Source organism: Streptomyces sp. RLA131 (genome assembly GCF_056270125.1).
This window is the reverse complement of the sequence record NZ_JBWDOQ010000002.1, coordinates 6,717,470-6,741,816: the sequence shown is the minus strand read 5'-3', so window position 1 is coordinate 6,741,816 and position 24,347 is coordinate 6,717,470. Positions and strand designations below refer to the sequence as shown.

Below are 24,347 nucleotides of genomic sequence, written 5' to 3'. Positions count from 1 at the left end.
GACGGGATCGGGGGCGTGCCGGGACCGGCCAGCCGCTCAGTCCTCGTATCCCAGCTGGAGATCCCGTTCGGTGCGCCCGCCGCCCTCCAGCCGCAGTACCGTCGCGACCGGCGGATAGCCCGAGGCGATGACCGTGTACTCGCCCGCCGCCAGGTCGACGAAGCGGAAGGTCCCGTCGGAGGAGGTGGTCACCGAGTCCGCGACATTGCCCCCGGCGTCCAGAAGGGTGACGCGGGCGTCCTCCACGGGACGGCCGTCCGGGGCCCGGACGACACCCCGCAGGATGGCGCCGCCGGCGAGTTCGATGTCCTGGCGGGTCTCCCGGGAGGGCTGTACGGCGACGGGGAGCGCGGTGGGACGGTAGGCGGGGGCGGTGGTGGCGAGGGTGTACTCACCGGCGACGAGTTCGGTGAGGGCGTAGCCGCCGTCGCGGCCGGTGCGGGTGCCGGCGATGACGTCACCGCGCGGGTCGGTGAGGGTGATGACGGCGTCGGCGACCGGGGTGCCGTCGGAGGTGTGGACGGTACCGGCCAGGCGTCCCGCGCCGCCGAGCACGATGTCCAGGTCGACCGGGTGCCCGGCGACGGTGACGGTGACGGCCTGCGGCTGGTGGCCGCCGGCGGCGGCGATGAGGACGAAGGCCCCGTGGCCGGGGGTGCTGAGGGCGTAACGGCCGTCGTCGGCGGTGGCACCGCGGCCGATCTGGCGGCCGGTGGCGTCGATGAGGGTGAGGGCGGCGCGGCCGACCGTGGTGCCGTCGGAGTGCTGGACGGTGCCGCAGACGGGGACGCCGGCCTCCGGCACGGGCCCGGCGGCGGTCCGGCGGGCGCCGGGGACGTGGTGCTGGGTGGTCACCAAGGGTTTCTCCTTGAGCAGGAAGGCCAGCAGGAAGCCCACGGCCAGCACCGGCACCAGGTAGAGGAAGATGCGCGGCATGGCGTCGGCGTAGGCGCGTACGTACGCGTCGCGCAGTGCCGGCGGCATGGCGTGGACGAGCTGCGGGGTGATGGACTGCGGGTCGGACGCGCCGACGCCGCGCGGGAGTTCGGCGGCGAGGCGGTCGGCGAGCCGGTTGGCGAACAGGGTGCCGAAGACGGCGGCGCCGAGGGAACCGCCGATCTGGCGGAAGTAGTTGTTGGCGCTGGTGGCGGTGCCCAGGTCGGCGGGGTGTACGGAGTTCTGGACGGCGAGCACCAGCACCGGCAGGACGAGGCCGATACCGAGACCCAGCACGGCCATGGAGACGCTGTACTGACCCCGGGAGGTGTCCGCGTCGAGCCGCGACAGCAGCCACATCCCGGCCGCCGAGACCGCGCCGCCCAGCACGGGATAGATCTTGTAGCGGCCGGTACGGCTGATGAGCCGGCCGGAGACGACCGAGGCCAGCACGATGCCGAGCATCATCGGCAGCATGAGCAGCCCCGAGCCGGTCGCGCTGGCGCCCTGGACCATCTGCAGGAAGGTCGGCAGATAGCTGGCGGCGCCGAAGAGCGCGACGCCCACGACGGCGCCGATCAGCGCGGTGACGTTGAAGATGCCGTCGCGGAACAGCCGCAGCGGGATGACGGGTTCGGCCGCGAACCGTTCCACCAGCACGAACAGCAGGGCGCTGGCGACCGCGCCCGCGCCGAGGCCGACGATCACCCCCGAGCGCCAGGCGTACGTGGTGCCGCCCCAACTGGTCAGCAGCACCAGGCAGGTCGAGCCCGCGGCCAGCAGCAGGGCGCCCAGGACGTCGAGCCGGGGCCGGGCCTCGGGCCGGGGCAGCCGCAGGACGACGGCGATGACGGCGAGCGTCAGCAGCCCGAAGGGGACGTTGACGTAGAAGCACCAGCGCCAGGAGGCGTGGTCGGTGAAGAAGCCGCCGAGCAGCGGTCCGGCCACCGAGGCGAGGCCGAAGGCGGCGCCGATCAGGCCCATGTAGCGGCCGCGTTCGCGGGGCGGGACGATGTCGGCGATGATCGCCTGGACGCCGATCATCAGGCCGCCGGCGCCGACGCCCTGGACGGCGCGGAAGGCGATGAGTTCGTCCATCGAGCGCGACCAGCCGGCCAGTGCGGAGCCGATGACGAAGACGACGATGGCGAACTGGAAGACGCTCTTGCGGCCGAGGAGGTCACCGAGCTTGCCGTACAGCGGTAGCCCGATGGTGGAGGCGAGGAGATAGGCGGTGACGGCCCAGGACATCCTGTCGAGGCCGTGCAGTTCGCCGACGATCCTGGGCAGGGCGGTGGCCACGATCATCTGGTCGAGCGCGGCGAGCAGCAGGGTGAGCATCAGCCCGAGGAAGACCAACCGGAGTTGGCGCGGCGTCAGTTCGGGGGCGGGCCCGGACTCCCCCGCGGCCCCCCTTTCCACTTCCCGCACCGCCTCCGGGGCGCCGGACGGGTCCGCGGCGTCCACCCGGTCGATCAGTGCGCTGTCGCCCACGTGTCCGCTCCCTCGTCCGCCTCGTCGCGCCTGCCCTGCGAGCGACAACGACCAGCGGCGGCGACGATGCGCCAAAGGGCCGCGGAACCACCCGTATCGGTGACCTCCCCCGCGCCGGACTCCCCCGCGCCGGACGGCGGCGCGTCCGCGGTGCGCGCCGGGCGGTCGTGATGCCCGGACACGCACTCGCGGACGCGGCCGGCGCCGGCAGTCCTACTTCGCCTCGACCTCGGCGGCCAGCCGGGCCAGTACCGCGTCGTGGATCCGGTTGAGGCCCTTGGGTGCGAAGGCGCGCTCGAAGAAGCCGCCGATGCCGCCGGCGCCGTTCCAGGTGGTGGTGGTGACGACCCTGGAGCGGCCCTCGCCGGCCGGGGTGACGATCCAGGTGGTCACCATGGACGAGTTGCGGTCGGTCTCGACGAGCTGACCGGCGGTGGGCTCGGTGACGGCGAACAGCACGTCCCGGATCCGCTTCTCGGTGGCCTGGAGCTTCCAGTGCACGAGGGTGCCCTCGCCCTTGCCGCCCTCACGGACCTCGTACTCGCTGAACTGCTCGGGGAGCAGCTTGGCGCGGGTGCCGTCGTAGTCGGCGAGCGCGGCGAACACCTCCTGCGGTCCCGCTTCGATCTCGCGCTGGGTGGTGGCCTCTACCTGGCCCATGTGCCGGTCCTCCGTCGGTTGCGTATGGCTGCGCACGTCGTGCCGCATGCGCGGCCAAGCATCCCACTCGACGTGATTCGCTCAGATGTTCTATTCTCGATATCAGGACAACGCCAGGAGGCACCATGCGCTGGGACAACCTGAGCCGCGACGGCGCCCCCGCCCTCTTCGGCACCGACGTGGTGACGCGCACCTTCGACACCCCGGAGTTCCGCGGCATCACCTTCCACGAGGTGCGGGCCCGCTCGATCGTCAACCGGGTGCCGGGAGCGTCCCGGATGCCGTTCGAATGGACGGTCAACCCTTACCGGGGCTGCTCACACGCCTGCGTGTACTGCTTCGCGCGCAGGTCGCACAGCTATCTCGACCTCGACACCGGCCTGGACTTCGACTCGCAGATCATCGTCAAGGTCAACGCCCCCGACCTGCTGCGCCGCGAGCTCGCCGCACCCCGCTGGCAGGGCGAGCACATCGCCATGGGCACCAATGTGGACTGCTACCAGCGCGCCGAGGGCCGCTACCGGCTCATGCCGGGCATCCTGGCCGCGCTGCGCGACCGGGCCAACCCCTTCTCCATCCTCACCAAGGGGTCGCTCATCCTCCGTGACCTGGAGCTGCTCGAACAGGCCGCGCGGGTCACCGAGGTCTCCACCGCCGTCTCCGTCGGCTTCACCGACCGGGAGCTGTGGCGCACGGCGGAACCGGGCACCCCCTCACCGGCCAAGCGCCTCGACGTCTGCCGCACCCTGAACGAGCACGGCATCCCCTCGGCCGTACTGATGGCCCCGGTGCTGCCCTATCTCAGCGACTCGCCCGAGCAGTTGCGGGCCACCGTCCGCGCCATCGCCGAGTCCGGCGCCACCTCGGTCACCCCGCTCGTCCTCCATCTGCGCCCCGGCGCCCGCGAGTGGTACATGGCCTGGCTCTCCGTCCACCACCCGCGCCTGATCAGCCGTTACAAGGCGCTGTACGCGGACGGGGCCTACGCACCCACCTGGTACCAGCGGCGCGTCACGCGCCAGGTCAACGAACTCGCCACCGAGTACGGCATCGGCCCGGGCCGGCCGCCGGCGGCCCACCGCGCCGAACCGCAGCCGGGGCCGGGGCGGGAGCAGGGGCCGCGGCCGGGGCCGGAGCGGGGGCCGGAGCAGGGGCCTCCGGAGCGGCCGGAGCCCACGGAGCTGATGCTTCAGGTGTAGAGCAGCGAGCCCGGGGTCGTCAGCAGCTCGCCCGTCTCCAGCCAGGTCTTCAGACCGGAGAGGATCATCGGCCAGCCGCCGTACAGCTCCTCGTTGGCGCCCTCGCGCAGGTGGTCATGGGTGACGACGAGCCGGCAGGAGTCACCGACGGGCTCGATCTCCCAGGTCACGCGCGACGTGCCCTCGCTCTTCACGTCCTCGCTCCACAGCGCCACCATGCTCTGCACCAGCCGGCGCGGCGGGTCGACCTCCAGCAGCTCCCCCTCACCCAGTGGCCCGGGGGCTCCGGGGGCTCCCATCTCGTAGCGCGCGCCGGCCTTCCACTCCGGGGTGACGACGCCGGCGCCGAAGTTGTACTTGCTGCGGATGTCCGGGTCGGTGATCGCCTCCCAGAGACGCTCCGGGGTGGTGCGGATGTAAATCTCGAAGATCTTCTCCATCGGACTCTCCAGTCGGCTCTTGAGGCCGCTGAGCGCGGCGGCCCAGGGTTCCGCGTACTTGCTCACCCACCGGTCGTGGACCAGCCGGATGGGGACCGGGTTGAGGTGGTGCAGCTTCTCGCGGCCGCGCCGCCTGGTCACCACCAGGCCGGCTTCCTCCAGCTGGCGCAGGTGCTTCATCACAGCGAACCGCGAGATGTCGAAGCGCGCCTCCAGGGCGCTCAGCGTCTGACCGTCCTCCAGGAAGAGCGCGTCCAGCAGACTCCGCCGGGTCGGGTCGGCGAGGGCCTTGAACACCGCGTCCTCCTGCATACCCCCAAAAATAGGTGACCCTTTGGTCACATGTCAACGCCCGGGCGGTCCGGCGTGTCAGTGACTCAGTGGCGCAGCGCGAATGCGCGGGCCGCGTTCTCCGTCAGGATCCGCGAGACGGTCCGCTCCCCCAGCTCACGTTCGACGCGCGGCCGCACCCCGCTGAGCAGGTACGGAACCCCCAGGGCGGACCGCACCGTGGAGTCGCCGCCGAGCAGCAGCCGGTCGGTGTGCCCGGCCTCCGCCAGGGCGGTCAGGCAGTCGAGCAGCCGCCAGTCGGTGGCGTGGTTGGCCCGCGAGGGACCGTCGAAGGCCAGGAAGGCACCCGCCTCGGCCGCCTCGCGGTGGACGCGGATGTCGGGGAAGCGGTTGAGATGGCCCAGGATCACGGCGTCCGGCGCCACCCCGAGGTCCCCGCAGAGCAGGCCGAGGACGTCCGCCGCCCCGGTGCCGCCTTCCAGGTGGACGCCGATGGGCGCGCCCGTCGCGTGGTGGGCCTCGGCAGCCGCCGTCATCGTCAGGCGGGCGTGCCCGTCCAGGCCGTGGTAGCCGCCGGCGACCTTGATCAGGCCGGCCGGCAGCTCCGCGCGGGTCAGCTCCGCCACGAACAGCCCGGCCAGCCGGTCCCGTACGTCCCCGAGCAGCTCCGCGTCGTAGTGCACCGCCTGGTGGAGCCCCGTCGCCGCGATCACATGGACCCCGGACGTCTGCGACAGACGTGCCAGCAGGGCGAGTTCGCGGCCCATCCCGTACGGCGTCCACTGCGCGACGGCCGTCCCGCCCAGCGCCCGGAAGTCCCGCAGTTCGGCCTCCGCCGCCACCGGGTCGTCCCGCTCCTGGCCGGGCAGGAGCGGCGAGCGCAGAAAGAGGTGGTCGTGCGCGTCGCAGACCCCCAGCCCGGCCGCCGGGATGTCGCCCAGCAGCGTACGAACGGTGCTCATCTCCTCGGCCTCCAGGATCCGCGGCACATTCGCCGTCCCGGAGGTTACCCGGACCGCCGTCCGGCGGCGGGCCGCTCTCCGTAGGGTGGGCCCATGCTGCGTGTGCGACCCATGACGGAGACGGACATCGACGCCGTGGCACGGATCCGGGTGCGGGGCTGGCAGACCGCCTACGCGGGGATCGTGCCGCAGACGTATCTGGACGCGATGAGCGCCGAGCAGGACGCCGCCCGGCGGCGGGAGTTCTTCGCGCGGACGAAGTCGGCGGGGCGGGTGGAGAATCTGGTCGCCGTCGAAGATGGCGAGGACGGCGCGGCAGTCGAGGACGGCGTCGTCGTGGGCTGGGCGGCTCACGGCCCCTACCGGGGCGAGGCCGCCGGGCCGCGCGACGGGGAGCTGTACGCGCTGTACGTGCGCCCCGACCGGATCGGCCGGGGCGTGGGCCGCGCCCTGACCGGCGCGGTCCTCGGATCCGCCGCCACCCGGGGAGTCGTACGGCTACGGCTGTGGGTGCTGGCCCGCAACGCGCCGGCCCGCCGCTTCTACGGCAGGGCCGGCTTCACCGAGGACGGCGCGACGCAGCAGGAGGACTACGACGGCACGCCGCTGACGGAGGTTCGCTGCTCGCGGGCGACGCCGGCGGGCCGGGGCTGAAGGACCCGGTCCGCGAGTTCGCCGAAGACCAGGCCGAAGGCGGTCCACAGGGTGAGCTGGATGGCCAGGGCGGCCAGGCGGTACTGCCAGAGCAGCGTCGCGGAGAAGTCGCCCGGCACCTCGTTGACGGCCGGCAGGAAGGCGTACGCGAGCCCGACGGCCAGGACGAAGAAGGCACCGGCGGCCAGGGTGGCGTACCAGGTGCCCAGCCGCGGGGCGAGCCGCTTGCCGAGGATGACGGCGGCGACCGCCAGCAGCACCCCGAGCAGCATCATCAGGAAGTACAGCAGGGTGCGTTTGCCGATGGTGTCGGGGTCGCCGACGGACGGCGGGTTGGCCGGGTACTTCAGGAACGGCACGAGGTAGACCGCGACGAGGGCGGCGCCGGCCAGCAGCAGGGCGGTCGCGCGCGGGCCGAAGCGGCCGATCCGGCCGAGGGCGAAGCAGAAGGCGAGGGCGGCGATGCCGCCCAGCGCCACGCCGTAGACGAGAACGCCGGTGGCCAGGCCCGCGGTGGACTGCAGGGTGCGGCTGACGATCTCCATCTCGTGTTCGTGGGAGTGGGATTCCTCGTACGCGATGGCGGCATCGACCCTCGGCTCGCCGAGGAGGTACGCGACGACGAAGGCGAGGACACCGGCGGCGAGGCCGGCGAGCATGCCGCGTACGAGGAGGTTTCTGACGGTGGCACCGTTCACGGTGTTCACGAGCTGTCTTCCCCTCGCAGGATCAGTGGCAGGGGAAGCCGAGCAGGTGACGGCCGTCGTGCACCCACTCGTGCACGTTCTCACCGGAGAGCAGGGAGGTGGCGCCCTGTTCCGCGCCGACGAAGTAGAGCAGCACCAGCATCAGTACGCCGAAGAAGACGGCCCAGGGCAGGATGGCCCGGATCGGCAGGGTGACGGGGCTGGCGGGGGCAACGGTCGGCGGAGCGACGGACTGTGCCATGGCGGGACCTCCTGGGGAACTCGCGTCCCAAATGTTGTTGGAGCTCGGGACGACGGCGTCGGGTCTGACTTGCCTCACGGCTTACAGTGGCGCGACCGTGCCGGATTCTCACCGGGCTTCCGTTGTGCCGTCGTCAATATCGACGTGACCGTATCGCGAACCGGCCACCTGGGCCAAGAGCGCATGGAGGGCGCATGACCTGTCGGCTGACCCTGATCTCACCGGCGTTGAGCGCGGGCCTGCGCGAGGCCCGCTTCGACGACGACCGGCCGCTCGACCCCGCGGGGGCCCGGCGGGCGCGCGCCGCGGCGGGCGCGGTGCCGGCCGCCGACGGTGCCCTGACCGCCGCCTCGGCGCGCTGCCGGGAGACGGCGGCGGCCCTCGGCCTGAACGCCGCCGCCGCGCCCGGGGAGTTGGCCGGGTGGGCGATGGGCCGCTGGCGGGGCCGGACGCTGGCGGAGGTCACGGCCGCCGAGCCGGAGGGCGTCGCGGCGTGGCTGACGGACCCGGCGGGCGCGCCGCACGGCGGGGAGTCGCTGCTGGCGCTGTGCGACCGGGCCGGTGGCTGGCTGGACGGTCCCGGCCCGGCGGGCCGGCTGCTGGCGGTGGTCGAGCCGGAGGTCGTACGGGCCCTGGTGGTACGGGCGTTGGGGCTGCCTCCGCAGGCCTTCTGGCGGCTCGACGTGCCGCCGCTGACCGCGGTGGAGCTGACCGGCCGGTCGGGCCGGTGGAACCTGCGAGCGGGCCGGCCGCTCGACCTGCGGGCCTAGCCTGCGGCCGCCGCTTGTCCGCGATCGCGGGACCGGCTGAACACTCAGTCGCCGGACCGGCTGGTTTGCAGCCGGGCCAGCGCGGCCACGGCGGCCTCCCGCAGGCGGGTGTCGTCGCAGGCCGCGCGGAGCAGCGGCTCGGCGCCGGGGTCGGCCAGTTCGCCCAGCCCCTCGGCGCAGGCGAGGGCGACCCGCCAGTACGGGGTCGCGGGCTCGGCCAGCAGCCGGCGCAGGGTTCCGGTCAGCGCGGGCACGGCTTCCGGCGCCCGCAGCGCGACCAGCAGCCGGATCGGCGGGGCCGCGTAGGCGACCCGGAGCGGATTGGTGGCGAGCGCGGCGGCGGCGCGGGCGGTGCGCGGGTCGGCGAGGCGCGCCAGGGCGCGGGCGGCGATGTCGGCGAGCCCGGGGTCGCGGTAGTTGAGCAGCATCACGAGGGTCTCGAAGGCGCGCGGGTCACCGGCTTCGGCCAGGGCGACGGCGGCGTCCAGCCTGGTGGCGAGGGTCTGCCCCGGCTCGGTGAGCGTGGCGGCGAGTTCTTCCCGTAAGGGGGTGTCCACCGGCACACCCTATGCCGTGCGCCACGGCGCCCTCTTTCCTGCCCTCCCGGCCCTCTTCCAACCCTCTTTCCGCTCATCTGTCAGCGAGCCAAATCACATGGGCGCAGGGGTGGCGCGTAGGTTACTGGCCGGTTACTCTCGATCCACGTACCCAGCGGCCGGTGACGCAGCCGCTGAGTGCAGCCGTTGTCGGTTCGGCGCCATCGCGGCGCGGCCCCGGGACAGGGCCCGCCATTCCTCAGTTCACGTGTGGGCACGCCTACCCGCGTACACGCCCCGCGGTTCCACCCAAACTCCGCACCCGTGCGCGCCGCGCGGCGCGACGGGACCCTCAGCACCTGGAGTCCCGCGATGGACCGTCCCCTTCTCATAGCTGTCATCGGCCTCGGCACGATGGGCAGCGGCATCGCCGAGGTCATGGCCCGTGCGGGCCACGAGGTCATCGGCATCGACACCGCCCCCGACGCCGCCCGCCAGGCCGTCGAGACCCTGGAGGCGAACACCGCCCGCGCCGTGCGACGCGAGCGGATCACCGAGCAGGAGCGCACCGCCACCCTGGCCCGCTTCCGTACCTTCCCCGAGCTGCGGGCCGCGGCCGACGCCGACCTGGTCATCGAGGTCGTCACCGAGAACTTCGACGTCAAGCGCGAGGTCTTCACCGCGCTCGACGCCGTCGTCAAGCCCGGGGCGATCATCGCCACCGGCACCAACGCGCTGTCCGTGACCCGGCTGGCCTCGCACACCTCGCGTCCGGACCGGGTGCTCGGGCTGCACTTCTTCGCCCCGGCCCCCGCGATGAAGCTGGTCGAGGTGGTCTCCACCGTCCTGACCTCGCCCGAGACCACGCAGACGGTCACCGAGCTGGTCAGGGCGCTGGGCAAGGAGCCGGTGCCGGTCGGCGACCGCCCCGGGTTCATCGCCGACGGGCTGCTCTTCGGCTACCTCAACCAGGCCGCCGCGATGTACGAGGCCCGGTACGCCACCCGTGAGGACATCGACGCCGCGATGCGGCTGGGCTGCGGGCTGCCCATGGGGCCGCTGGCCCTGCTCGACCTGATCGGCATCGACACCGCCCGTACCGTCCTGGAGGCCATGTACGAGGCCTCCCGCGACCGGCTGCACGCCCCCGCCCCGGTGCTGGGGCAGCTGGCCTCCGCCGGGCTGCTGGGCCGCAAGTCGGGCCGCGGCTTCTACACCTACGAGGCCCCCGGCAGCGCCACCGTGGTGGCCGACACCGAGACCCCGCGGCCGGACGGTGCGCAGGGGGTCGGCCGGCCGGTGAGCAGGGTCGGCGTGGCCGGCTCGGGCACCATGGCCACCGGTATCGCCGAGGTCTTCGCCAAGGCGGGCTACCAGGTCGTGCTGGCCGCCCGCACCCAGGACAAGGCCGACCGGGCCGCCGCCCAGCTCGCCAGGTCCCTGGACCGGTCGGTGGCCAAGGGCCGGCTCACCCAGGAGCAGCGGGACAGCGCCGTCTCCCTGGTCTCCGCGGCCGGCTCGCTGGACGCGTTCGCGGATGTGGACCTGGCCGTGGAGGCCGTCGCCGAGGACCTGGCGGTCAAGCAGCAGCTCTTCGCGACCCTGGACAAGGTGTGCCGCCCCGGGGCGGTGCTGGCGACCACCACGTCCTCGCTGCCGGTGATCGCCATCGCCTCGTCCACGTCCCGCCCGCAGGACGTGATCGGTATGCACTTCTTCAACCCGGCCCCCGCGATGAAGCTGGTCGAGGTGGTCCGTACCGTCCTGACCGGCGACGACGTCCACACCACCGTCCGGGAGGTGTGCGCGAAGGTGCGCAAGCACGCGGTGGACTGCGGCGACCGGGCCGGCTTCATCGTCAACGCGCTGCTGTTCCCGTACCTGAACAACGCGGTGAAGATGGTGCAGGAGCACTACGCGACGGTCGAGGACATCGACGCCGCGATGAAGCTGGGCGGCGGCTACCCGATGGGACCGTTCGAGCTGCTGGACGTGGTCGGGCTCGACGTCTCGCTGGCGATCGAGCAGGTGCTGCACAAGGAGTTCCGCGACCCGGGGCTGGCCCCCGCGCCGCTGCTGGAGCACCTGGTGTCCGCCGGCTGCCTGGGCCGCAAGACGGGCCGCGGCTTCCGCGAGTATGCACGGCGCTGACCAGCACCCGGGCAGCGGCACCGGCTGGGGCGGCCTCCTCGGGCCGTCCCGGCGTGCCGGGCCCGCGATGCAGTACGGTCCCCATATGGCCCAGCCCGTCAAGTCCGCCCGTACCTCGTCCGCCACCGCCCAGCGCCACCGGGTCCGCCAGGATCTGGCGGCGGCCGCGATGCACCTGTTCGCGACCCAGGGCTACGAGGCGACGACGGTCGACGAGATCGCGGCGGCGGCCGGGGTCGCACGGCGTACGTTCTTCCGGCACTTCCGCTCCAAGGAAGAGGCGATCTTCCCCGACCACGACGACACGCTCGTCCGGGTCGGGGAGGTGCTGGAGTCCGCCGAGCCGCACGAGCACCCGCTCGACACGGTGTGCCGGGGCATCACGGAAGTGCTGCGGATGTACGCCGAGTCCCCCGAGGTCTCCGTCGAGCGGTACCGGCTGACCCGGGAGATCCCGATCCTGAGGGAGCGCGAGATCTCCTCGGTGGCCCGCTACGAGCGGCTCTTCACGCGCTATCTGCTGGGCCATTTCGACGAGTCCGCCCACCGGGACGGCGACGACGACCCGCTGCTGGCGGAGGTCGCCGCCTCGGCGGTGGTCGCCGCCCACAACCACGTCCTGCGCCGCTGGCTGCGGGCCGGCGGCAAGGGTGACGTCGAGGCCCAGCTCGACCACGCCTTCGACGTCATCAAGGACACCTTCGGCACCGGCATAGGCGGTGGCCGGGCCCTGGGCCGGGCGGCCTCCCCGGTGGCCGCCTCCACGACGGGTGAGGTCGTCATCGCCGTCGCCCGTACGGACGCCTCCCCGGCCGAGGTCATGCGGACCATCGAGAAGGCCCTCAAGGGCGACGCCGGCGCGTAGCCGGCCCCCTCTCACACGGCCCCTTCACACCCGCGCCAACCCGCGCGGAACACCCCCTCATCCGGGCGCACCGGACCCCGATACCGCTCAGGTGTGACGTACGCGTGCCATCTGCGCGAAATATTTGGCACGCAGTGTCTTGCCGGGTGGCACCGCGTGCCATAACGTTGGGGGCACCTCCCGGCGCGAGCCGGGGGAATGTCCGGGCGGACGGTATGCAAGATCTGCCGCACTCCGTCTGTCCCCAAAGGCCCGGACGCCTGCGTCACAGGCATCCCCGGACTGCGTCCGGGGGCATCAGCAACGCGCCACCGCGCGCCCTGGCCCGTCCCGTGCGACCGTCACGGAAAAGCATCACCGCCGAACCGACGGCACCACCACGCAAAGCAAGAGCATCCCGACTTCGTCGCGCTTCGCCGGAGGCCCACCGTGAAGGACATTCTTGACGCGATTCTCGCGTCGGACAGCACTGCCGCCGATTTCGCGGCCCTGCCGCTCCCCGAGTCGTACCGCGCCATCACCGTCCACAAGGACGAGGCCGGCATGTTCGAGGGCGTGACCAGCCGCGAGAAGGACCCGCGCAAGTCACTGCACCTGGACGACGTGCCGGTCCCCGAGCTGGGGCCGGGTGAGGCGCTGGTCGCCGTCATGGCCAGCTCGGTCAACTACAACAGCGTCTGGACCTCGATCTTCGAGCCGGTGTCCACCTTCGGCTTCCTGGAGCGGTACGGAAAGCTCTCCCCGCTCTCCAAGCGGCACGACCTGCCGTACCACATCATCGGCTCCGACCTGGCGGGCGTGGTGCTGCGCACCGGCCCGGGAGTGAACGCCTGGAAGCCGGGCGACGAGGTCGTGGCGCACTGCCTGTCGGTCGAGCTGGAGTCGGCCGACGGCCACAACGACACGATGCTCGACCCGGAGCAGCGGATCTGGGGCTTCGAGACCAACTTCGGCGGCCTGGCCGAGATCGCGCTGGTGAAGTCCAACCAGCTGATGCCCAAGCCCGGGCACCTCAGCTGGGAGGAGGCCGCGGCCCCCGGCCTGGTCAACTCCACCGCGTACCGGCAGCTGGTGTCCCGCAACGGCGCCGGCATGAAGCAGGGCGACAACGTCCTGATCTGGGGCGCGAGCGGCGGCCTGGGCTCGTACGCGACCCAGTTCGCGCTGGCCGGCGGGGCGAACCCGATCTGCGTGGTCTCCTCCCCCCAGAAGGCGGACATCTGCCGCAGCATGGGCGCCGAGGCCATCATCGACCGCAACGCCGAGGACTTCAGGTTCTGGAAGGACGAGCACAACCAGGACCCCCGCGAGTGGAAGCGGCTCGGCAAGCGGATCCGCGACCTGACCGGCGGCGAGGACGTGGACATCGTCTTCGAGCACCCGGGCCGGGAGACCTTCGGCGCCAGCGTGTACGTCACCCGCAAGGGCGGCACCATCGTCACCTGCGCCAGCACCTCCGGCTTCAACCACGAGTACGACAACCGCTACCTGTGGATGAGCCTGAAGCGGATCGTCGGCTCGCACTTCGCCAACTACCGCGAGGCGTGGGAGGCCAACCGCCTCATCGCCAAGGGCAAGATCCACCCGACCCTCTCCCGGACGTACACCCTGGAGGAGACCGGCCAGGCCGCGCACGACGTGCACCGCAACGTCCACCAGGGCAAGGTCGGGGTGCTCGCGCTGGCCCCGCAGGAGGGGCTCGGCGTGCGCGACGAGGAGAAGCGGGCCAAGCACATCGACGCGATCAACCGCTTCCGGAACATCTGATGACAGGCCGCCAGAAGGACCGTCCGTGGCTGATGCGGACATACGCCGGGCACTCCTCCGCGGAGGAGTCCAACGCCCTGTACCGGCGTAACCTCGCCAAGGGCCAGACCGGCCTGTCGGTCGCGTTCGACCTGCCGACGCAGACCGGCTACGACCCCGACCACATCCTCGCCCGCGGCGAGGTCGGCCGGGTCGGGGTCCCGGTCTCCCATCTGGGCGACATGCGGCGGCTCTTCCAGGACATCCCCCTGGAGGAGATGAACACCTCGATGACCATCAACGCCACGGCCATGTGGCTGCTGGCGCTGTACCAGGTGGTCGCCGAGGAACAGGGCGCCGACATCACCCGTCTGCAGGGCACCACCCAGAACGACATCGTCAAGGAGTACCTGTCGCGCGGGACACATGTCTTCCCGCCGGTGCCCTCGCTGCGCCTGACGACGGACATGATCGCGTACACGGTCAGCCACATCCCCCGGTGGAACCCGATCAACATCTGCAGCTACCACCTGCAGGAGGCCGGGGCCACCCCGGTCCAGGAGATCGCGTACGCGATGTCGACGGCCATCGCCGTCCTGGACGCCGTCCGCGACTCCGGCCAGGTGCCGCGGGAGCGGATGGGCGAGGTGGTCGGCCGGATCTCCTTCTTCGTCAACGCCGGTGTGCGCTTCGTCGAGGAGATGTGCAAGATGCGGGCCTTCAACCGCATCTGGGAGACCGTCACCCGGGACCGTTACGGGATCGAGAACCCCAAGCAGCGCCGCTTCCGCTACGGCGTCCAGGTCAACTCCCTGGGCCTGACCGAGGCCCAGCCGGAGAACAACGTCCAGCGCATCGTGCTGGAGATGCTGGCCGTCACCCTCTCCAAGGACGCCCGCGCCCGCGCGGTGCAGCTCCCCGCCTGGAACGAGGCGCTGGGCCTGCCGCGCCCCTGGGACCAGCAGTGGAGCCTGCGGATCCAGCAGGTGCTGGCGCTGGAGAGCGACCTGCTGGAGTACGAGGACATCTTCGACGGCTCGCATGTCGTCGAGGCCAAGGTGGGCGAGCTCGTCGAACAGTCGCTGGCCGAGATGGCGCGGATCGAGGAGATGGGCGGCGCGATGGCCGCCGTGGAGTCCGGCTATCTCAAGTCGCAGCTGGTGTCCTCGCACGCCGAGCGGCGGGCCCGGATCGAGTCCGGCGAGGAGAAGATCGTCGGCGTCAACTCCTACCAGGGCACCGAGCCCAGCCCGCTGACCTCCGACCTGGACGCGGCCATCATGACCGTGGACCCGGCCAACGAGGCCCGGGTGGTGGCCGCGCTGCACACCTGGCGGGACGAACGCGACGACGGACGCGCCGCCAAGGCGCTGGAGACGCTGAAGTCGGCGGCGGCCGGCACCGACAACCTGATGGAAGCCACCCTGGAGTGCGCCCGGGCCGGTGTCACCACCGGCGAGTGGTCCTGGGCGCTGCGCGACGTGTTCGGCGAGTTCCGCGCCCCGACCGGCGTGAGCAGCGCCCCGGTCGCCGTCGCCGCCGAGCCCGGCACCCCGCTGGCCGAGGTCCGCCGCAAGGTCACCGCCACCGCCGCCGACCTGGGCGTCGGCAAGCTGCGGCTGCTGGTCGGCAAGCCCGGTCTTGACGGGCACTCCAACGGCGCCGAGCAGATCGCCGTACGGGCCCGCGACGCGGGCTTCGAGGTGGTCTACCAGGGCATCCGGCTGACCCCCGAGCAGATCGTGTCGGCGGCCGTCGCCGAGGACGTGCACTGCGTCGGGTTGTCCATTCTGTCCGGCTCGCACGCCGAACTGGTCCCCGACGTCCTGACCCGGCTGCGCGCGGCGGGCGTCGACGACGTACCGGTCATCGCGGGCGGCATCATCCCGCCGGCCGACGCGGAGGCGCTGCGCGCGGCGGGCGTGGCGGCGGTCTTCACGCCCAAGGACTTCGGCATCACTGAGATCATCGGCCGGATCGTGGACGAGATCCGCCGGGCCAACAGCCTGGAGCCGGCGGTGCCGTCCGGTACCGGCACGTTCGAAGCAGCGGAGGCATAGAAGAGATGCAGTTCGGACGCACCTATGAGGAGTTCGAGGTCGGGGCCGTCTACAAGCACTGGCCCGGGAAGACGGTCACCGAGTACGACGACCACCTCTTCTGCCTCCTGACGATGAACCACCACCCGCTCCACATGGACGCGAACTACGCGACGACCACGGTCCAGGGCCGCAACGTCGTGGTGGGCAACTACATCTACTCCCTGCTGCTGGGCATGTCCGTCCCCGACGTGTCGGGCAAGGCGCTCGCCAACCTGGAGGTCGAGTCGCTCAAGCACGTCGCGCCGACCTTCCACGGCGACACCCTCTACGGCCAGACCACGGTGCTGGACAAGTGGCCGTCGAAGTCCAAGGACGACCGGGGCATCGTCCAGGTCGAGACCAAGGGCTACAACCAGGACGGCACCCTGGTGTGCGTCTTCCGCCGCAAGGTGATGGTGCCCACCGCCACGTACATCAAGGAGCGCGGCGGCGAGCAGCCCGGCCGCCCCGAGTTGAGGGAGAACTGAGCCGATGAGCCGCCTCGCGCAGACCGACGGGCTGACGGACATCCAGCGGGAGATCCTCTCCACCGTCCGCACCTTCGTCGACAAGGAGATCCTGCCGGTCGCGACCGAGCTGGAGCACAAGGACGAGTACCCGACCGAGATCGTCGAGGGGCTCAAGGAACTCGGCATCTTCGGCCTGATGATCCCGGAGGAGTACGGCGGGCTGGGTGAGTCCCTTCTCACATACGCCCTCACGGTCGAGGAGATCGCCCGCGGCTGGATGAGCGTGTCGGGCATCATCAACACCCACTTCATCGTGGCCTACATGCTCAAGCAGCACGGCACGCAGGAGCAGAAGGAGTACTTCCTGCCCCGGATGGCCACCGGTGAGGTGCGCGGCGCCTTCTCGATGTCCGAGCCGGGCCTGGGTTCCGACGTCTCGGCGATCCGCACCAAGGGGGTGCGGGACGGCGACGACTACGTCATCAACGGCCAGAAGATGTGGCTGACCAACGGCGGCTCGTCCAACCTGGTGGCGGTGCTGTGCCGCACCGACGAGGGCCTCTCGCCCGAGGAGGCGGCCGCCAAGCCGCACAAGTCGATGACGACCTTCCTGATCGAGAAGGAGCCGGGTTTCGGCCCGAACCCGTCCGTGCCCGGTCTGACCGTGCCGGGGAAGATCGAGAAGATGGGCTACAAGGGCGTCGACACCACCGAAATGGTGCTTCAGGACGTCAGGATTCCGTCAAATCGCGTACTGGGCGGCGCGAGTGGCCGTGGTTTCTACCAGATGATGGACGGCGTCGAGGTCGGCCGGGTCAATGTGGCGGCCCGGGGCTGCGGGGTGGCGCGGCGCGCCTTCGAGCTGGGCATCTCGTACGCGCAGCAGCGGCACACCTTCGGCAAGCCGATCATCGAGCACCAGGCGATCTCCTTCAAGCTCGCCGAGATGGCCACCAAGGTCGAGGCGGCCCACCAGATGATGGTCAACGCGGCCCGCAAGAAGGATTCCGGCCAGCGCAACGACCTGGAGGCCGGCATGGCGAAGTACCTGGCCTCGGAGTACTGCAAGGAGGTCGTGGAGGACGCGTTCCGGATCCACGGCGGCTACGGCTTCTCCAAGGAGTACGAGATCGAGCGCCTGTACCGGGAGGCTCCGATGCTCCTGATCGGCGAGGGAACCGCCGAGATCCAGAAAATGATCATCGGACGAAGGCTCCTGGAGGAGTACCGTATCCAGGGCTGAAAGTCATGAATGTAGCTGTTTGCCCGAGATAATGGTCACACCCAGTCATCACTTCTCGGCCATCGACTCGGCTGCTGGCTTGCCCAGTTGCACGTCTCAACCGATACCATTCATGAAAGCCGCCGTCCCCTGAACCATCTCGCGGCACCCTCCGCTACGAAGGTCTTCCATGCCCCACAGCCTTTCCACTGCACAACGCGGCCGGGTCCGCCTCGCGCGCGGAGCGTCGCCGTGGCTCCTCCCGACCGTGGCCACCGCAGCGGTCAGCCTCGTCCGCGCCCGGCGTTCCGGACGCTGGGCGGCCGTGGCCGTACCCACCACCGCTCTCGCGGCGGGCATGCTGTGGTTCTTCCGCGACCCCGAGCGAGAGATCGCTCAGGGCCGGGTGATCTCTCCGGCCGACGGCGTGGTGCAGAGCATCATGCCGTGGAAGGACGGGCGCACCCGGGTCGCGATCTTCATGAGCCCGCTGAACGTCCACGTGAACCGTGCCCCGCTCGCGGGCACGGTCACGTCCGTGGAGCACATCCCCGGCGGGTTCGTCCCGGCGTTCAACAAGGAGAGCGAGAACAACGAGCGCGTTGTCTGGCACTTCGACACCGAGCTCGGTGACATCGAGATGGTGCAGATCGCGGGCGCGGTCGCCCGTCGCATCGTCCCGTACCTGCCCGCCGGCACCAAGGTCGAACAGGGTGAGCGGATCGGCCTGATCCGTTTCGGCTCCCGCGTCGACATCTACCTCCCCGAGGGCGTCGAGCCCGACGTGGAGGTCGGCCAGACCACTGTGGCTGGGGTGACTCGCATTGACCGTGATTGATCCTGACGCCGCCCGCGCCCCGTGGGCCGACGCCCTCGACATGGACGACGACGACGCCGCTGACGTCGACGACATGCCACTGTCGACGCGGCTGTCGATAGCGGACACCCTTACCCTGGGTAACGCCATCTGTGGCTTCATGGCGGTGTACTTCACCACCACCGGCGTCCTGGTGCCGCACCTCATGGGCAACGCCGACGGCGGCATGGCACGGCACAGCGCCGCGACCGCCGTGCTGCTGATGCTCATGGCGTCCGTCTTCGACCTCTTCGACGGGCTCGTGGCGCGCAAGCTCCGCAGCTCCGCGATGGGCGCGGAACTGGACAACCTGTCCGACCTGATCAGCTTCGGCCTGGCCCCCGCCTACTTCGTGGTCGTCTGGGGACTGGTGGCCGACGACGCGTACGGCCGGGTCTCGGCCGTCGCGGCGGTCGTGGTGCTGCTGGCCGTGGTGCTGCGGCTCGCCCGCTTCTCCTGCACGACGGTCCGGGACGGCATCTTCCAGGGCATGCCCAGCCCCTTCGGGGCGATGACCGTGATCTCCGTGGTGCTGCTGGGCCTGCCCTTCATCCCCACACTGCTCGCGATCGTCGGCGTCGCCTGGCTCATGGTCAGCCGCGTCGAATACCCCAAGCCGCGCGGCCGCCTCGCCCTGATCACCCTGGCCTGGATCGCCCTCAGCATGGGCTGCCTCATCTGCTGGGCCTTCGCCGTCCCCGGCGGGGACATGCTGCTCCAGACCGGCGCCTCGCTCCAGATCCTGGCCGGCGCGCTCATCCCGCTGTTCGCCACCACCCGGCGCGTCAACACCATGCGCGCCAACCGGCGCGAGGCACGGGCGGCGGAGCTGCCGTAGTCCCTCGTTCCACAGAGCGTACGTAGCGGAGCGGGGCCCGAGCCGGAAGGCTCGGGCCCCGCTCCGCTACGTCGTGCGCCCGTCCCTACACCAGGAAGTCGCGGGCGATCTGCGCGGCGAGCCGCTCCAGCAGCGGACCGGCCTCCGCCATGCAGCGGCCGGCGTCGGGTTCGAGGTCGGTGAGGGCGTAGGCGCGGCGGATACCGGCCGCGCCGAGGGCGCCCGGCTGGAGCGCGAGCCGGCCGCAGACGGCGATGACGTCCCGGTCCAGCGCCCGGGCGGCGGCCGCCACACCGACCGGGGCCTTGCCGTGCAGGGTCTGCTCGTCCAGCGAGCCCTCACCGGTGATGACCAGATCGGCGCGGCCCAGCGCCTCCGCGAAGCCCAGCATGTCCAGCAGCACCTGGACACCGGGACGGAAGGCCGCCCCGAGCCCGACCAGGGCGCCGAACCCGACGCCGCCGGCCGCCCCGGCACCCGGGGCCTCGGCCGCCTGCCGGGCGTCCAGCACCTCCGCGTACCGCCCGAGGGCGGCGTCCAGGGTGTCGACGTCCTGCGCGGAGGCGCCCTTCTGGGGGCCGTAGACCGCCGCGGCACCCTTCGGCCCGAGCAGCGGATTGTCGACGTCGCTCGCGAGAACCACCTCGGTGCCGGCCAGCCGGGGGTCGAGCCCGCTCAGGTCGGCGGCGGCCAGGGCCGCGAGCCCCCCGCCGCCGGGCCCCACCGGCGCGCCGGAGGCGTCCAGGAACCGGGCGCCCAGAGCGGTGAGCATGCCGGCGCCGCCGTCGTTGGTCGCGCTTCCGCCGACCCCCAGCACCACGCTGCGCGCGCCCGCGTCCAGCGCGGCCCGCAGCAGCTCACCGGTGCCGTACGTGGTGGCCGTCAGCGGCGCGAAGACCCCGGCCGGGAGGTGCCGCAGCCCGGAGGCCTCGGCCATCTCGACGACGGCGGTCTCCCCGCGCAGCGCGTACGCGGCACCGACGGGCTCACCGAGCGGCCCGGTCACCGTGACCTCGCGCCGCTCGAAGCCGGCCGCCACGGCCGCGTCGACGGTGCCGTCACCGCCGTCGGCGACCGGCACGGACTCGATCACGGCACCGGGCGCGACCGCCCGCAGCCCCGCCGCCACCCGTTCCGCGACCTGAACGGCCGTGAGCGATCCCTTGAACTTGTCTGCGGCGATCAGTACTCGCCGCGCCTCGGTCGCCATTGATCTCCCTGGTAGGCAAGGTCACGCCGTTCGGACCCTATCCCGGGGACGGGGATCTGCCCATGCCCCGCCGCCCGCGACAGGGGCAGTTCACGGAGCCGACGCGGAGGAACAGGGCCGTGTACCCCTGCGACCGGCCCCGGGGGAAGCCCCGTTGCGCTCGCCGCGCTGGTGCCGACGGGTTCGCCGCCCCGGGCGCGGGATCGGGTACACCGGAGGGATGACAGCGGACAGCGGCACGGCGCACCTCACCACGGCGGACGGCCTGTACGACAGGATCCTCGGCGGCTGGCTCGGCCGGATCGCCGGCAACATGCTCGGCAAGCCCGTCGAACGCGGTGACCACTGGACCCGGGAGCGCATCGACGCCTATCTGCGCCGCGCGGACGCGCTGCCGCTCACCGACTACATCCCGGCCCTCGATCCGCCGCCGGCCGGCTTCGAACTGCGCCCCGAGTGGCCGGAGTGCACCCGCGGCAACATCCACGGCAGCGCCCGCGACGACGACATCGACTACGCCCTGCTGGGGCTGGACCTGCTGGAGCGGTACGGTCCCGGCTTCACCACCGAGCAGGTCGGCGAGCTGTGGCTGCTGCGGCTGCCCTACGGGCAGACCTTCACCGCCGAACGCGCCGCCTACCGCAACCTCGCCAACGGGGTGCGGCCGCCGCTGACGGCCACCCTGGACAACCCGTACCAGGAGTGGATCGGCGCCCTCATCCGCGCCGACATCCACGGCTGGACCTCCCCCGGCGACCCCGCCCGCGCCGCGGCCCATGCCCGGCGCGACGCCGTCCTCTCGCACACCGGGAACGGGGTCTACGGCGCCATGTGGGCCGCCGCCCTGGTCGCCGCCGCCTTCACCGCCCGGGACGCCCGCTCCGCCCTCGACACCGCGCTGGACCACATCCCGCCCAGCAGCCGGCTGGCCCGAGCCGTACGCGGTACCGCCGCCCTGCACGACTCGGGGCTGGAGTGGGCCGACACCATGGCCGAACTGGACGCCGACTACGGCCGCCTGCCCTGGATCCACACCGTGCCCAACGCCGCCCGCATCACCGCCGGACTGCTCTACGGCGCCGGGGACTTCACCACCACCATCGCCCTCACCGTGCGCGGGGGCCTGGACACCGACTCCTCCGGCGCGACCGCCGGTTCGGTGGCCGGAGTGCTGTGCGGCGCCGCCGCGATCCCGCCGCAGTGGACGGAGCCGCTCGAAGACCGCGTGCGCAGCGCGGTGTTCGGTTTCGACGGCGTACGCATCACCGAACTGGCGTCCCGCACCGTCCGCCTGGTCTCCCCGGACCGGTCGCCGGACGTAGATTGACATGGTGACAGTGACGTTCAGCGAGTACATCGCAGGTCTGCCCAAGGTGCTGTCCGGCGCCGCCGTTCTCTTCCGCGACTCCGAGGGGCGCGTCCTCATCGCGGAGACGACCTACCGCGAGGACGGGAAGTGGACGCTGCCGGGCGGCACGGTGGAGTCCGACGCCGGCGAGACCCCGCGCCAGGGCGCGCGGCGCGAGACGCTGGAGGAGATCGGGCTCGACGTCGCCCCCGGCCGGCTGCTGGCCGTGGACTGGGTGCGCGGGCCGGGCCGGCCGCCGCTGGTGGCGTACCTCTACGACGGCGGTGTCCTGGACGAGGCGCGGCAGGGCGCGATCCGCCTCCAGGAGGAGGAGCTGTCGGACTGGCGCATGGTCACCCCGGCCGAGGCCGAGTCGTATGTCTCCGCCGGGCTGTACCGGCGGATCACGGCCGCGCTGGCCGCCCTCGAAGCGGGCTCGGGCACAGCGGAGCTGGAGGACGGCCACCCCGCCGGAACGTAGCCGTCACAGCCTGGCCGAGCGGCTCGGCCCCCGCCCGGCCCGCACCGCCGCCAGAGCGCCGAAACCGAGGGCGAAGGCGGCCAGCAGCGCGCAGGCCCGCAGGGTCTGCCCGGGTGCGCCGTGCAGGGCGGAACGGAGTGCCGAGATGCCCCAGTAGCCGGGTGAGAGGGGGGCGACCGCCCTCACCCAGTGCGGCATCGAGGCCAGCGGTACGAGGGCGCCGCCGAGGCTGCTCAGCAGCATGCCGCCGATGTCGTACCCGGCGGACAGCTCGCCGAAGCTGCGCGCCATGGCACCGAGGGCGGCCCCCATGCCGAGGAGCGCCGCCGTCCAGGACAGCAGGGCGAGCGCGAGCAGCGGCGGGTCGGGGACGGGCATGCGCAGCACGAGAACGCCGAAGGTGAGGACGACGGCCTGCTGGGCGAGCATCGCGGCCATCACCGGCAGGCCCTTGCCGAGGAGGAGTTCAGCGGGCCGGGCAGGGGTGGCGCGCAGCCGTTCCCAGGTGTGCCAGAGCCGTTCGGTGAGCAGCGACGCGCCCACGGTGCCCATCGCGAGCAGCGAGAAGGTGACGAGAGTGCCCATGACGGCCTGGTCGGTCCCCGCGCGGTCGCCCTGGGCCGCGACGTAGAGGGGGCGCAGGATCGCGATGAAGACCAGCGGCAGGACCATGCGGCTGAGCAACGGCCCGGGTTCGCGCACCAGGAGCAGGGCGTTGTGACGAACCAGGGCGGCGGTGCGCAGGGCGGAATCACGCGGCGGCACGGTCGGCCTCCTCGGTGGTGGTGAGGGCGAGTGCCCCGTAGAGGCCGTCGAGATCCGGTCTGCGCGGGCCTGCGGCGAGCGGCACGGCACGGTCTGCGAGGGCACCATGACTGGTCGCGGGCAGCTCCCCGGCACAGTGCGCGGCGGCGCCACGCAGGGGCGCGACGCGCAGAGCCAGGGCGCGCACCGGCGCCGTGCGCGGGGCGGCGGTACGCCTGGCGGGATCACGCGGCGGCACGGTCGGCCTCCGGGGTCGAGGTCGTCCGAGATCCGACCGCCGCAGGCCTGCGGCGAGCGGCACGGCAAGGTCTGCGAGGGCACCATGGTTGATCACGCGCAGATCGCCGGCAGGATGCGCAGGCGCACCCGTGCGCAGGGCGGCCGAGCCCAGGGCCAGGGCGCCCGGGACCGCCGCGCGCAGGGCCGTTGCGCACAGGGCCGCCGTGCGCAAAGCGGCGGTGCGCAGAGTCGCCGTACGCAGAGTCGCCGTGCGCACAGTCGCCGTGCGCAGGGCGGAATCACGCGGTGGCATGCGCGGCCTCCTCGGTGGTGGTGAGGGCGAGTGCCCGGTAGAGGTCGTCGAGATCCGGTCTGCGCAGGTCCACGGCGGCGGGGACGCAGCCCGCGGCGAGGAGCGCGGCGAGGTCGGCGGGGGCGTCGTGGCTGGTCACGCACAGCTCGCCGGCGACGTCGCGGGCGCGGCGGGCGATCGGGGCGGGGACGCGGGCGCGCTGCGCGGGGTCGGCGAAGCGCAGCCGCAGTTCGCCGGGCAGACCCTCCGTCAGCGCCTCCCGGGTGCCGCGCGCGACGACGCGGCCGGCCCGGGACACGGCCAGTGTCGCGCCCAGGTCGGTCAGTTCGGGCAGGTAGTGCGTGGTGTAGAGGACGGCGGTACCGGCCGCGGCCCGTCGTCGTACGGCGTCGAGCAGGGCCGTACGGGTCTCGGGGTCGGCGCCTGCCGTCGGCTCGTCCAGCAGGAGCAGCGGCGGGTCGGCGACGAGGGCCACGGCGGCCTGGGTCCGGCGGCGCTGGCCGCCCGAGAGCAGCCCGGTGGGCCGGTCGAGCAGGTCGCCGCCCAGCATCAGCTCCTCCGCGACGCCGCTGATCGCGCGGCGCAGGCCCGCCCCGCGCAGCCCGGCCAGGGCGCCGAAGAGCCGCAGGTTCTCGCGGACGGTGGCGCTCGGGTAGAGCGCCAGCTCCTGCGGGGCGACCCCGAAGGCGCCCCCGAGGGTGACGCGGCCGGCGTCGGGACGCACCAGGCCGGTGACCACCTCGACGAAGGTCGTCTTGCCGGCCCCGTTGTGCCCGATGAGCCCGGCGATCTCGCCCGGCTCGACGGTGAGGTCGAAGCCGTCGAGCGCGCGGACGGATCCGTAGCGCTTGACGACCGCTTCGGCGGTGAGCATGTCCGGACCCCCTTTCCT

General features: G+C 72.3%; 24 protein-coding genes and 1 riboswitch. Of the genes, 13 read left to right on the top strand and 11 right to left on the bottom strand.

What is annotated here, in order from left to right; translation table 11 throughout:
• Positions 1-36 precede the first annotated feature (36 nt).
• Together RWE79_RS31435 and RWE79_RS31430 are read right to left on the bottom strand one after the other, a co-directional pair.
• Entirely contained in the window at positions 37-2,367 is a 2,331-nt protein-coding gene (locus tag RWE79_RS31435) for an MFS transporter (protein ID WP_475946209.1), read from the bottom strand.
• Between the two features lie 276 nt (positions 2,368-2,643).
• Entirely contained in the window at positions 2,644-3,090 is a 447-nt protein-coding gene (locus RWE79_RS31430) for an SRPBCC family protein (protein WP_475943466.1), read from the bottom strand.
• Between the two features lie 125 nt (positions 3,091-3,215).
• On the opposite strand from RWE79_RS31430, the gene RWE79_RS31425 reads away from it, so the two are divergent.
• A complete protein-coding gene (locus tag RWE79_RS31425; protein ID WP_475943465.1) occupies positions 3,216-4,289 on the top strand; it encodes an Rv2578c family radical SAM protein in 1,074 nt (357 codons plus the stop codon).
• Here RWE79_RS31425 and RWE79_RS31420 read toward each other — a convergent pair.
• Both RWE79_RS31420 and RWE79_RS31415 read right to left on the bottom strand, forming a co-directional pair.
• On the bottom strand, positions 4,280-5,041 hold the full coding sequence (locus tag RWE79_RS31420; RefSeq protein WP_475943464.1) for an ArsR/SmtB family transcription factor: 762 nt from the start codon (positions 5,039-5,041) through the stop codon (positions 4,280-4,282). The genes RWE79_RS31425 and RWE79_RS31420 overlap by 10 nt on opposite strands.
• A gap of 65 nt (positions 5,042-5,106) precedes the next feature.
• Positions 5,107-5,982: a phosphotriesterase family protein gene (locus RWE79_RS31415; RefSeq protein ID WP_475943463.1), complete on the bottom strand. Its 876-nt coding sequence runs from the start codon at positions 5,980-5,982 to the stop codon at positions 5,107-5,109.
• 93 nt (positions 5,983-6,075) lie between these two features.
• Between RWE79_RS31415 and RWE79_RS31410 the strand changes: the two genes are divergently transcribed.
• Positions 6,076-6,636, top strand: a complete 561-nt coding sequence (locus RWE79_RS31410) for an N-acetyltransferase family protein (RefSeq protein WP_475943462.1) — start codon at positions 6,076-6,078, stop codon at positions 6,634-6,636.
• Here RWE79_RS31410 and RWE79_RS31405 read toward each other — a convergent pair.
• Together RWE79_RS31405 and RWE79_RS31400 are read right to left on the bottom strand one after the other, a co-directional pair.
• On the bottom strand, positions 6,573-7,334 hold the full coding sequence (locus tag RWE79_RS31405) for a CbtA family protein (RefSeq protein WP_475946207.1): 762 nt from the start codon (positions 7,332-7,334) through the stop codon (positions 6,573-6,575). The genes RWE79_RS31410 and RWE79_RS31405 overlap by 64 nt on opposite strands.
• A 31-nt stretch (positions 7,335-7,365) precedes the next feature.
• Positions 7,366-7,584, bottom strand: a complete 219-nt coding sequence (locus tag RWE79_RS31400) for a CbtB domain-containing protein (RefSeq protein ID WP_475943461.1) — start codon at positions 7,582-7,584, stop codon at positions 7,366-7,368.
• A gap of 36 nt (positions 7,585-7,620) precedes the next feature.
• A riboswitch (cobalamin riboswitch) is annotated at positions 7,621-7,752 on the bottom strand.
• Between the two features lie 26 nt (positions 7,753-7,778).
• Between RWE79_RS31400 and RWE79_RS31395 the strand changes: the two genes are divergently transcribed.
• On the top strand, positions 7,779-8,354 hold the full coding sequence (locus RWE79_RS31395) for a histidine phosphatase family protein (protein WP_475943460.1): 576 nt from the start codon (positions 7,779-7,781) through the stop codon (positions 8,352-8,354).
• A gap of 44 nt (positions 8,355-8,398) precedes the next feature.
• Here RWE79_RS31395 and RWE79_RS31390 read toward each other — a convergent pair whose 3' ends face one another.
• The gene (locus RWE79_RS31390) at positions 8,399-8,911 is read right to left on the bottom strand and encodes a HEAT repeat domain-containing protein (protein ID WP_475943459.1); all 513 of its coding nucleotides are present in this window, start codon (positions 8,909-8,911) and stop codon (positions 8,399-8,401) included.
• Between the two features lie 351 nt (positions 8,912-9,262).
• On the opposite strand from RWE79_RS31390, the gene RWE79_RS31385 reads away from it, so the two are divergent.
• The 8 genes from RWE79_RS31385 to pssA all read left to right on the top strand — a co-directional run bounded on the left by RWE79_RS31385 (position 9,263) and on the right by pssA (position 19,119).
• Positions 9,263-11,041 carry a 3-hydroxyacyl-CoA dehydrogenase family protein gene (locus RWE79_RS31385; protein WP_475943458.1) on the top strand — a complete coding sequence of 593 codons (1,779 nt, stop codon included), beginning with the start codon at positions 9,263-9,265 and terminating at the stop codon, positions 11,039-11,041.
• Positions 11,042-11,126: 85 nt separating this feature from the next.
• Entirely contained in the window at positions 11,127-11,906 is a 780-nt protein-coding gene (locus RWE79_RS31380; RefSeq protein WP_475943457.1) for a TetR/AcrR family transcriptional regulator, read from the top strand.
• 429 nt (positions 11,907-12,335) lie between these two features.
• Positions 12,336-13,673: a crotonyl-CoA carboxylase/reductase gene (gene ccrA / locus RWE79_RS31375; RefSeq protein ID WP_475943456.1), complete on the top strand. Its 1,338-nt coding sequence runs from the start codon at positions 12,336-12,338 to the stop codon at positions 13,671-13,673.
• Positions 13,673-15,712: a protein meaA gene (locus RWE79_RS31370; RefSeq protein WP_475943455.1), complete on the top strand. Its 2,040-nt coding sequence runs from the start codon at positions 13,673-13,675 to the stop codon at positions 15,710-15,712. Before ccrA ends, RWE79_RS31370 begins: the two co-directional genes overlap by 1 nt.
• A gap of 5 nt (positions 15,713-15,717) precedes the next feature.
• Positions 15,718-16,221 carry a MaoC family dehydratase gene (locus RWE79_RS31365; protein ID WP_475943454.1) on the top strand — a complete coding sequence of 168 codons (504 nt, stop codon included), beginning with the start codon at positions 15,718-15,720 and terminating at the stop codon, positions 16,219-16,221.
• A 4-nt stretch (positions 16,222-16,225) separates the two neighbouring features.
• Positions 16,226-17,446 carry an acyl-CoA dehydrogenase family protein gene (locus RWE79_RS31360; RefSeq protein ID WP_475943453.1) on the top strand — a complete coding sequence of 407 codons (1,221 nt, stop codon included), beginning with the start codon at positions 16,226-16,228 and terminating at the stop codon, positions 17,444-17,446.
• Positions 17,447-17,615: 169 nt separating this feature from the next.
• Entirely contained in the window at positions 17,616-18,263 is a 648-nt protein-coding gene (locus tag RWE79_RS31355) for a phosphatidylserine decarboxylase (RefSeq protein ID WP_475943452.1), read from the top strand.
• Positions 18,250-19,119, top strand: coding sequence for a CDP-diacylglycerol--serine O-phosphatidyltransferase (pssA, locus tag RWE79_RS31350; RefSeq protein WP_475943451.1), 870 nt, complete (start codon positions 18,250-18,252; stop codon positions 19,117-19,119). The genes RWE79_RS31355 and pssA overlap by 14 nt, the downstream gene beginning before the upstream one ends.
• An 85-nt stretch (positions 19,120-19,204) precedes the next feature.
• Here the strand turns inward: pssA and RWE79_RS31345 are convergent, their stop codons facing one another.
• Entirely contained in the window at positions 19,205-20,329 is a 1,125-nt protein-coding gene (locus RWE79_RS31345) for a glycerate kinase (protein ID WP_475943450.1), read from the bottom strand.
• Between the two features lie 220 nt (positions 20,330-20,549).
• On the opposite strand from RWE79_RS31345, the gene RWE79_RS31340 reads away from it, so the two are divergent.
• Positions 20,550-21,656, top strand: a complete 1,107-nt coding sequence (locus RWE79_RS31340; protein WP_475943449.1) for an ADP-ribosylglycohydrolase family protein — start codon at positions 20,550-20,552, stop codon at positions 21,654-21,656.
• A 1-nt stretch (position 21,657) separates the two neighbouring features.
• Entirely contained in the window at positions 21,658-22,158 is a 501-nt protein-coding gene (locus RWE79_RS31335; protein ID WP_475943448.1) for an NUDIX domain-containing protein, read from the top strand.
• Positions 22,159-22,161: 3 nt separating this feature from the next.
• Here the strand turns inward: RWE79_RS31335 and RWE79_RS31330 are convergent, their stop codons facing one another.
• The 3 genes from RWE79_RS31330 to RWE79_RS31320 are packed head-to-tail and all read right to left on the bottom strand — an operon-like array spanning position 22,162 to position 24,329.
• Positions 22,162-22,923, bottom strand: coding sequence for an ABC transporter permease (locus RWE79_RS31330; RefSeq protein ID WP_475943447.1), 762 nt, complete (start codon positions 22,921-22,923; stop codon positions 22,162-22,164).
• Positions 22,910-23,455, bottom strand: a complete 546-nt coding sequence (locus tag RWE79_RS31325; protein ID WP_475943446.1) for a hypothetical protein — start codon at positions 23,453-23,455, stop codon at positions 22,910-22,912. The genes RWE79_RS31330 and RWE79_RS31325 overlap by 14 nt, the downstream gene beginning before the upstream one ends.
• Positions 23,442-24,329 (bottom strand): ABC transporter ATP-binding protein, encoded by an 888-nt coding sequence (locus tag RWE79_RS31320; RefSeq protein WP_475943445.1) that lies wholly within the window; start codon positions 24,327-24,329, stop codon positions 23,442-23,444. The genes RWE79_RS31325 and RWE79_RS31320 overlap by 14 nt, the downstream gene beginning before the upstream one ends.
• Positions 24,330-24,347 lie beyond the last annotated feature (18 nt).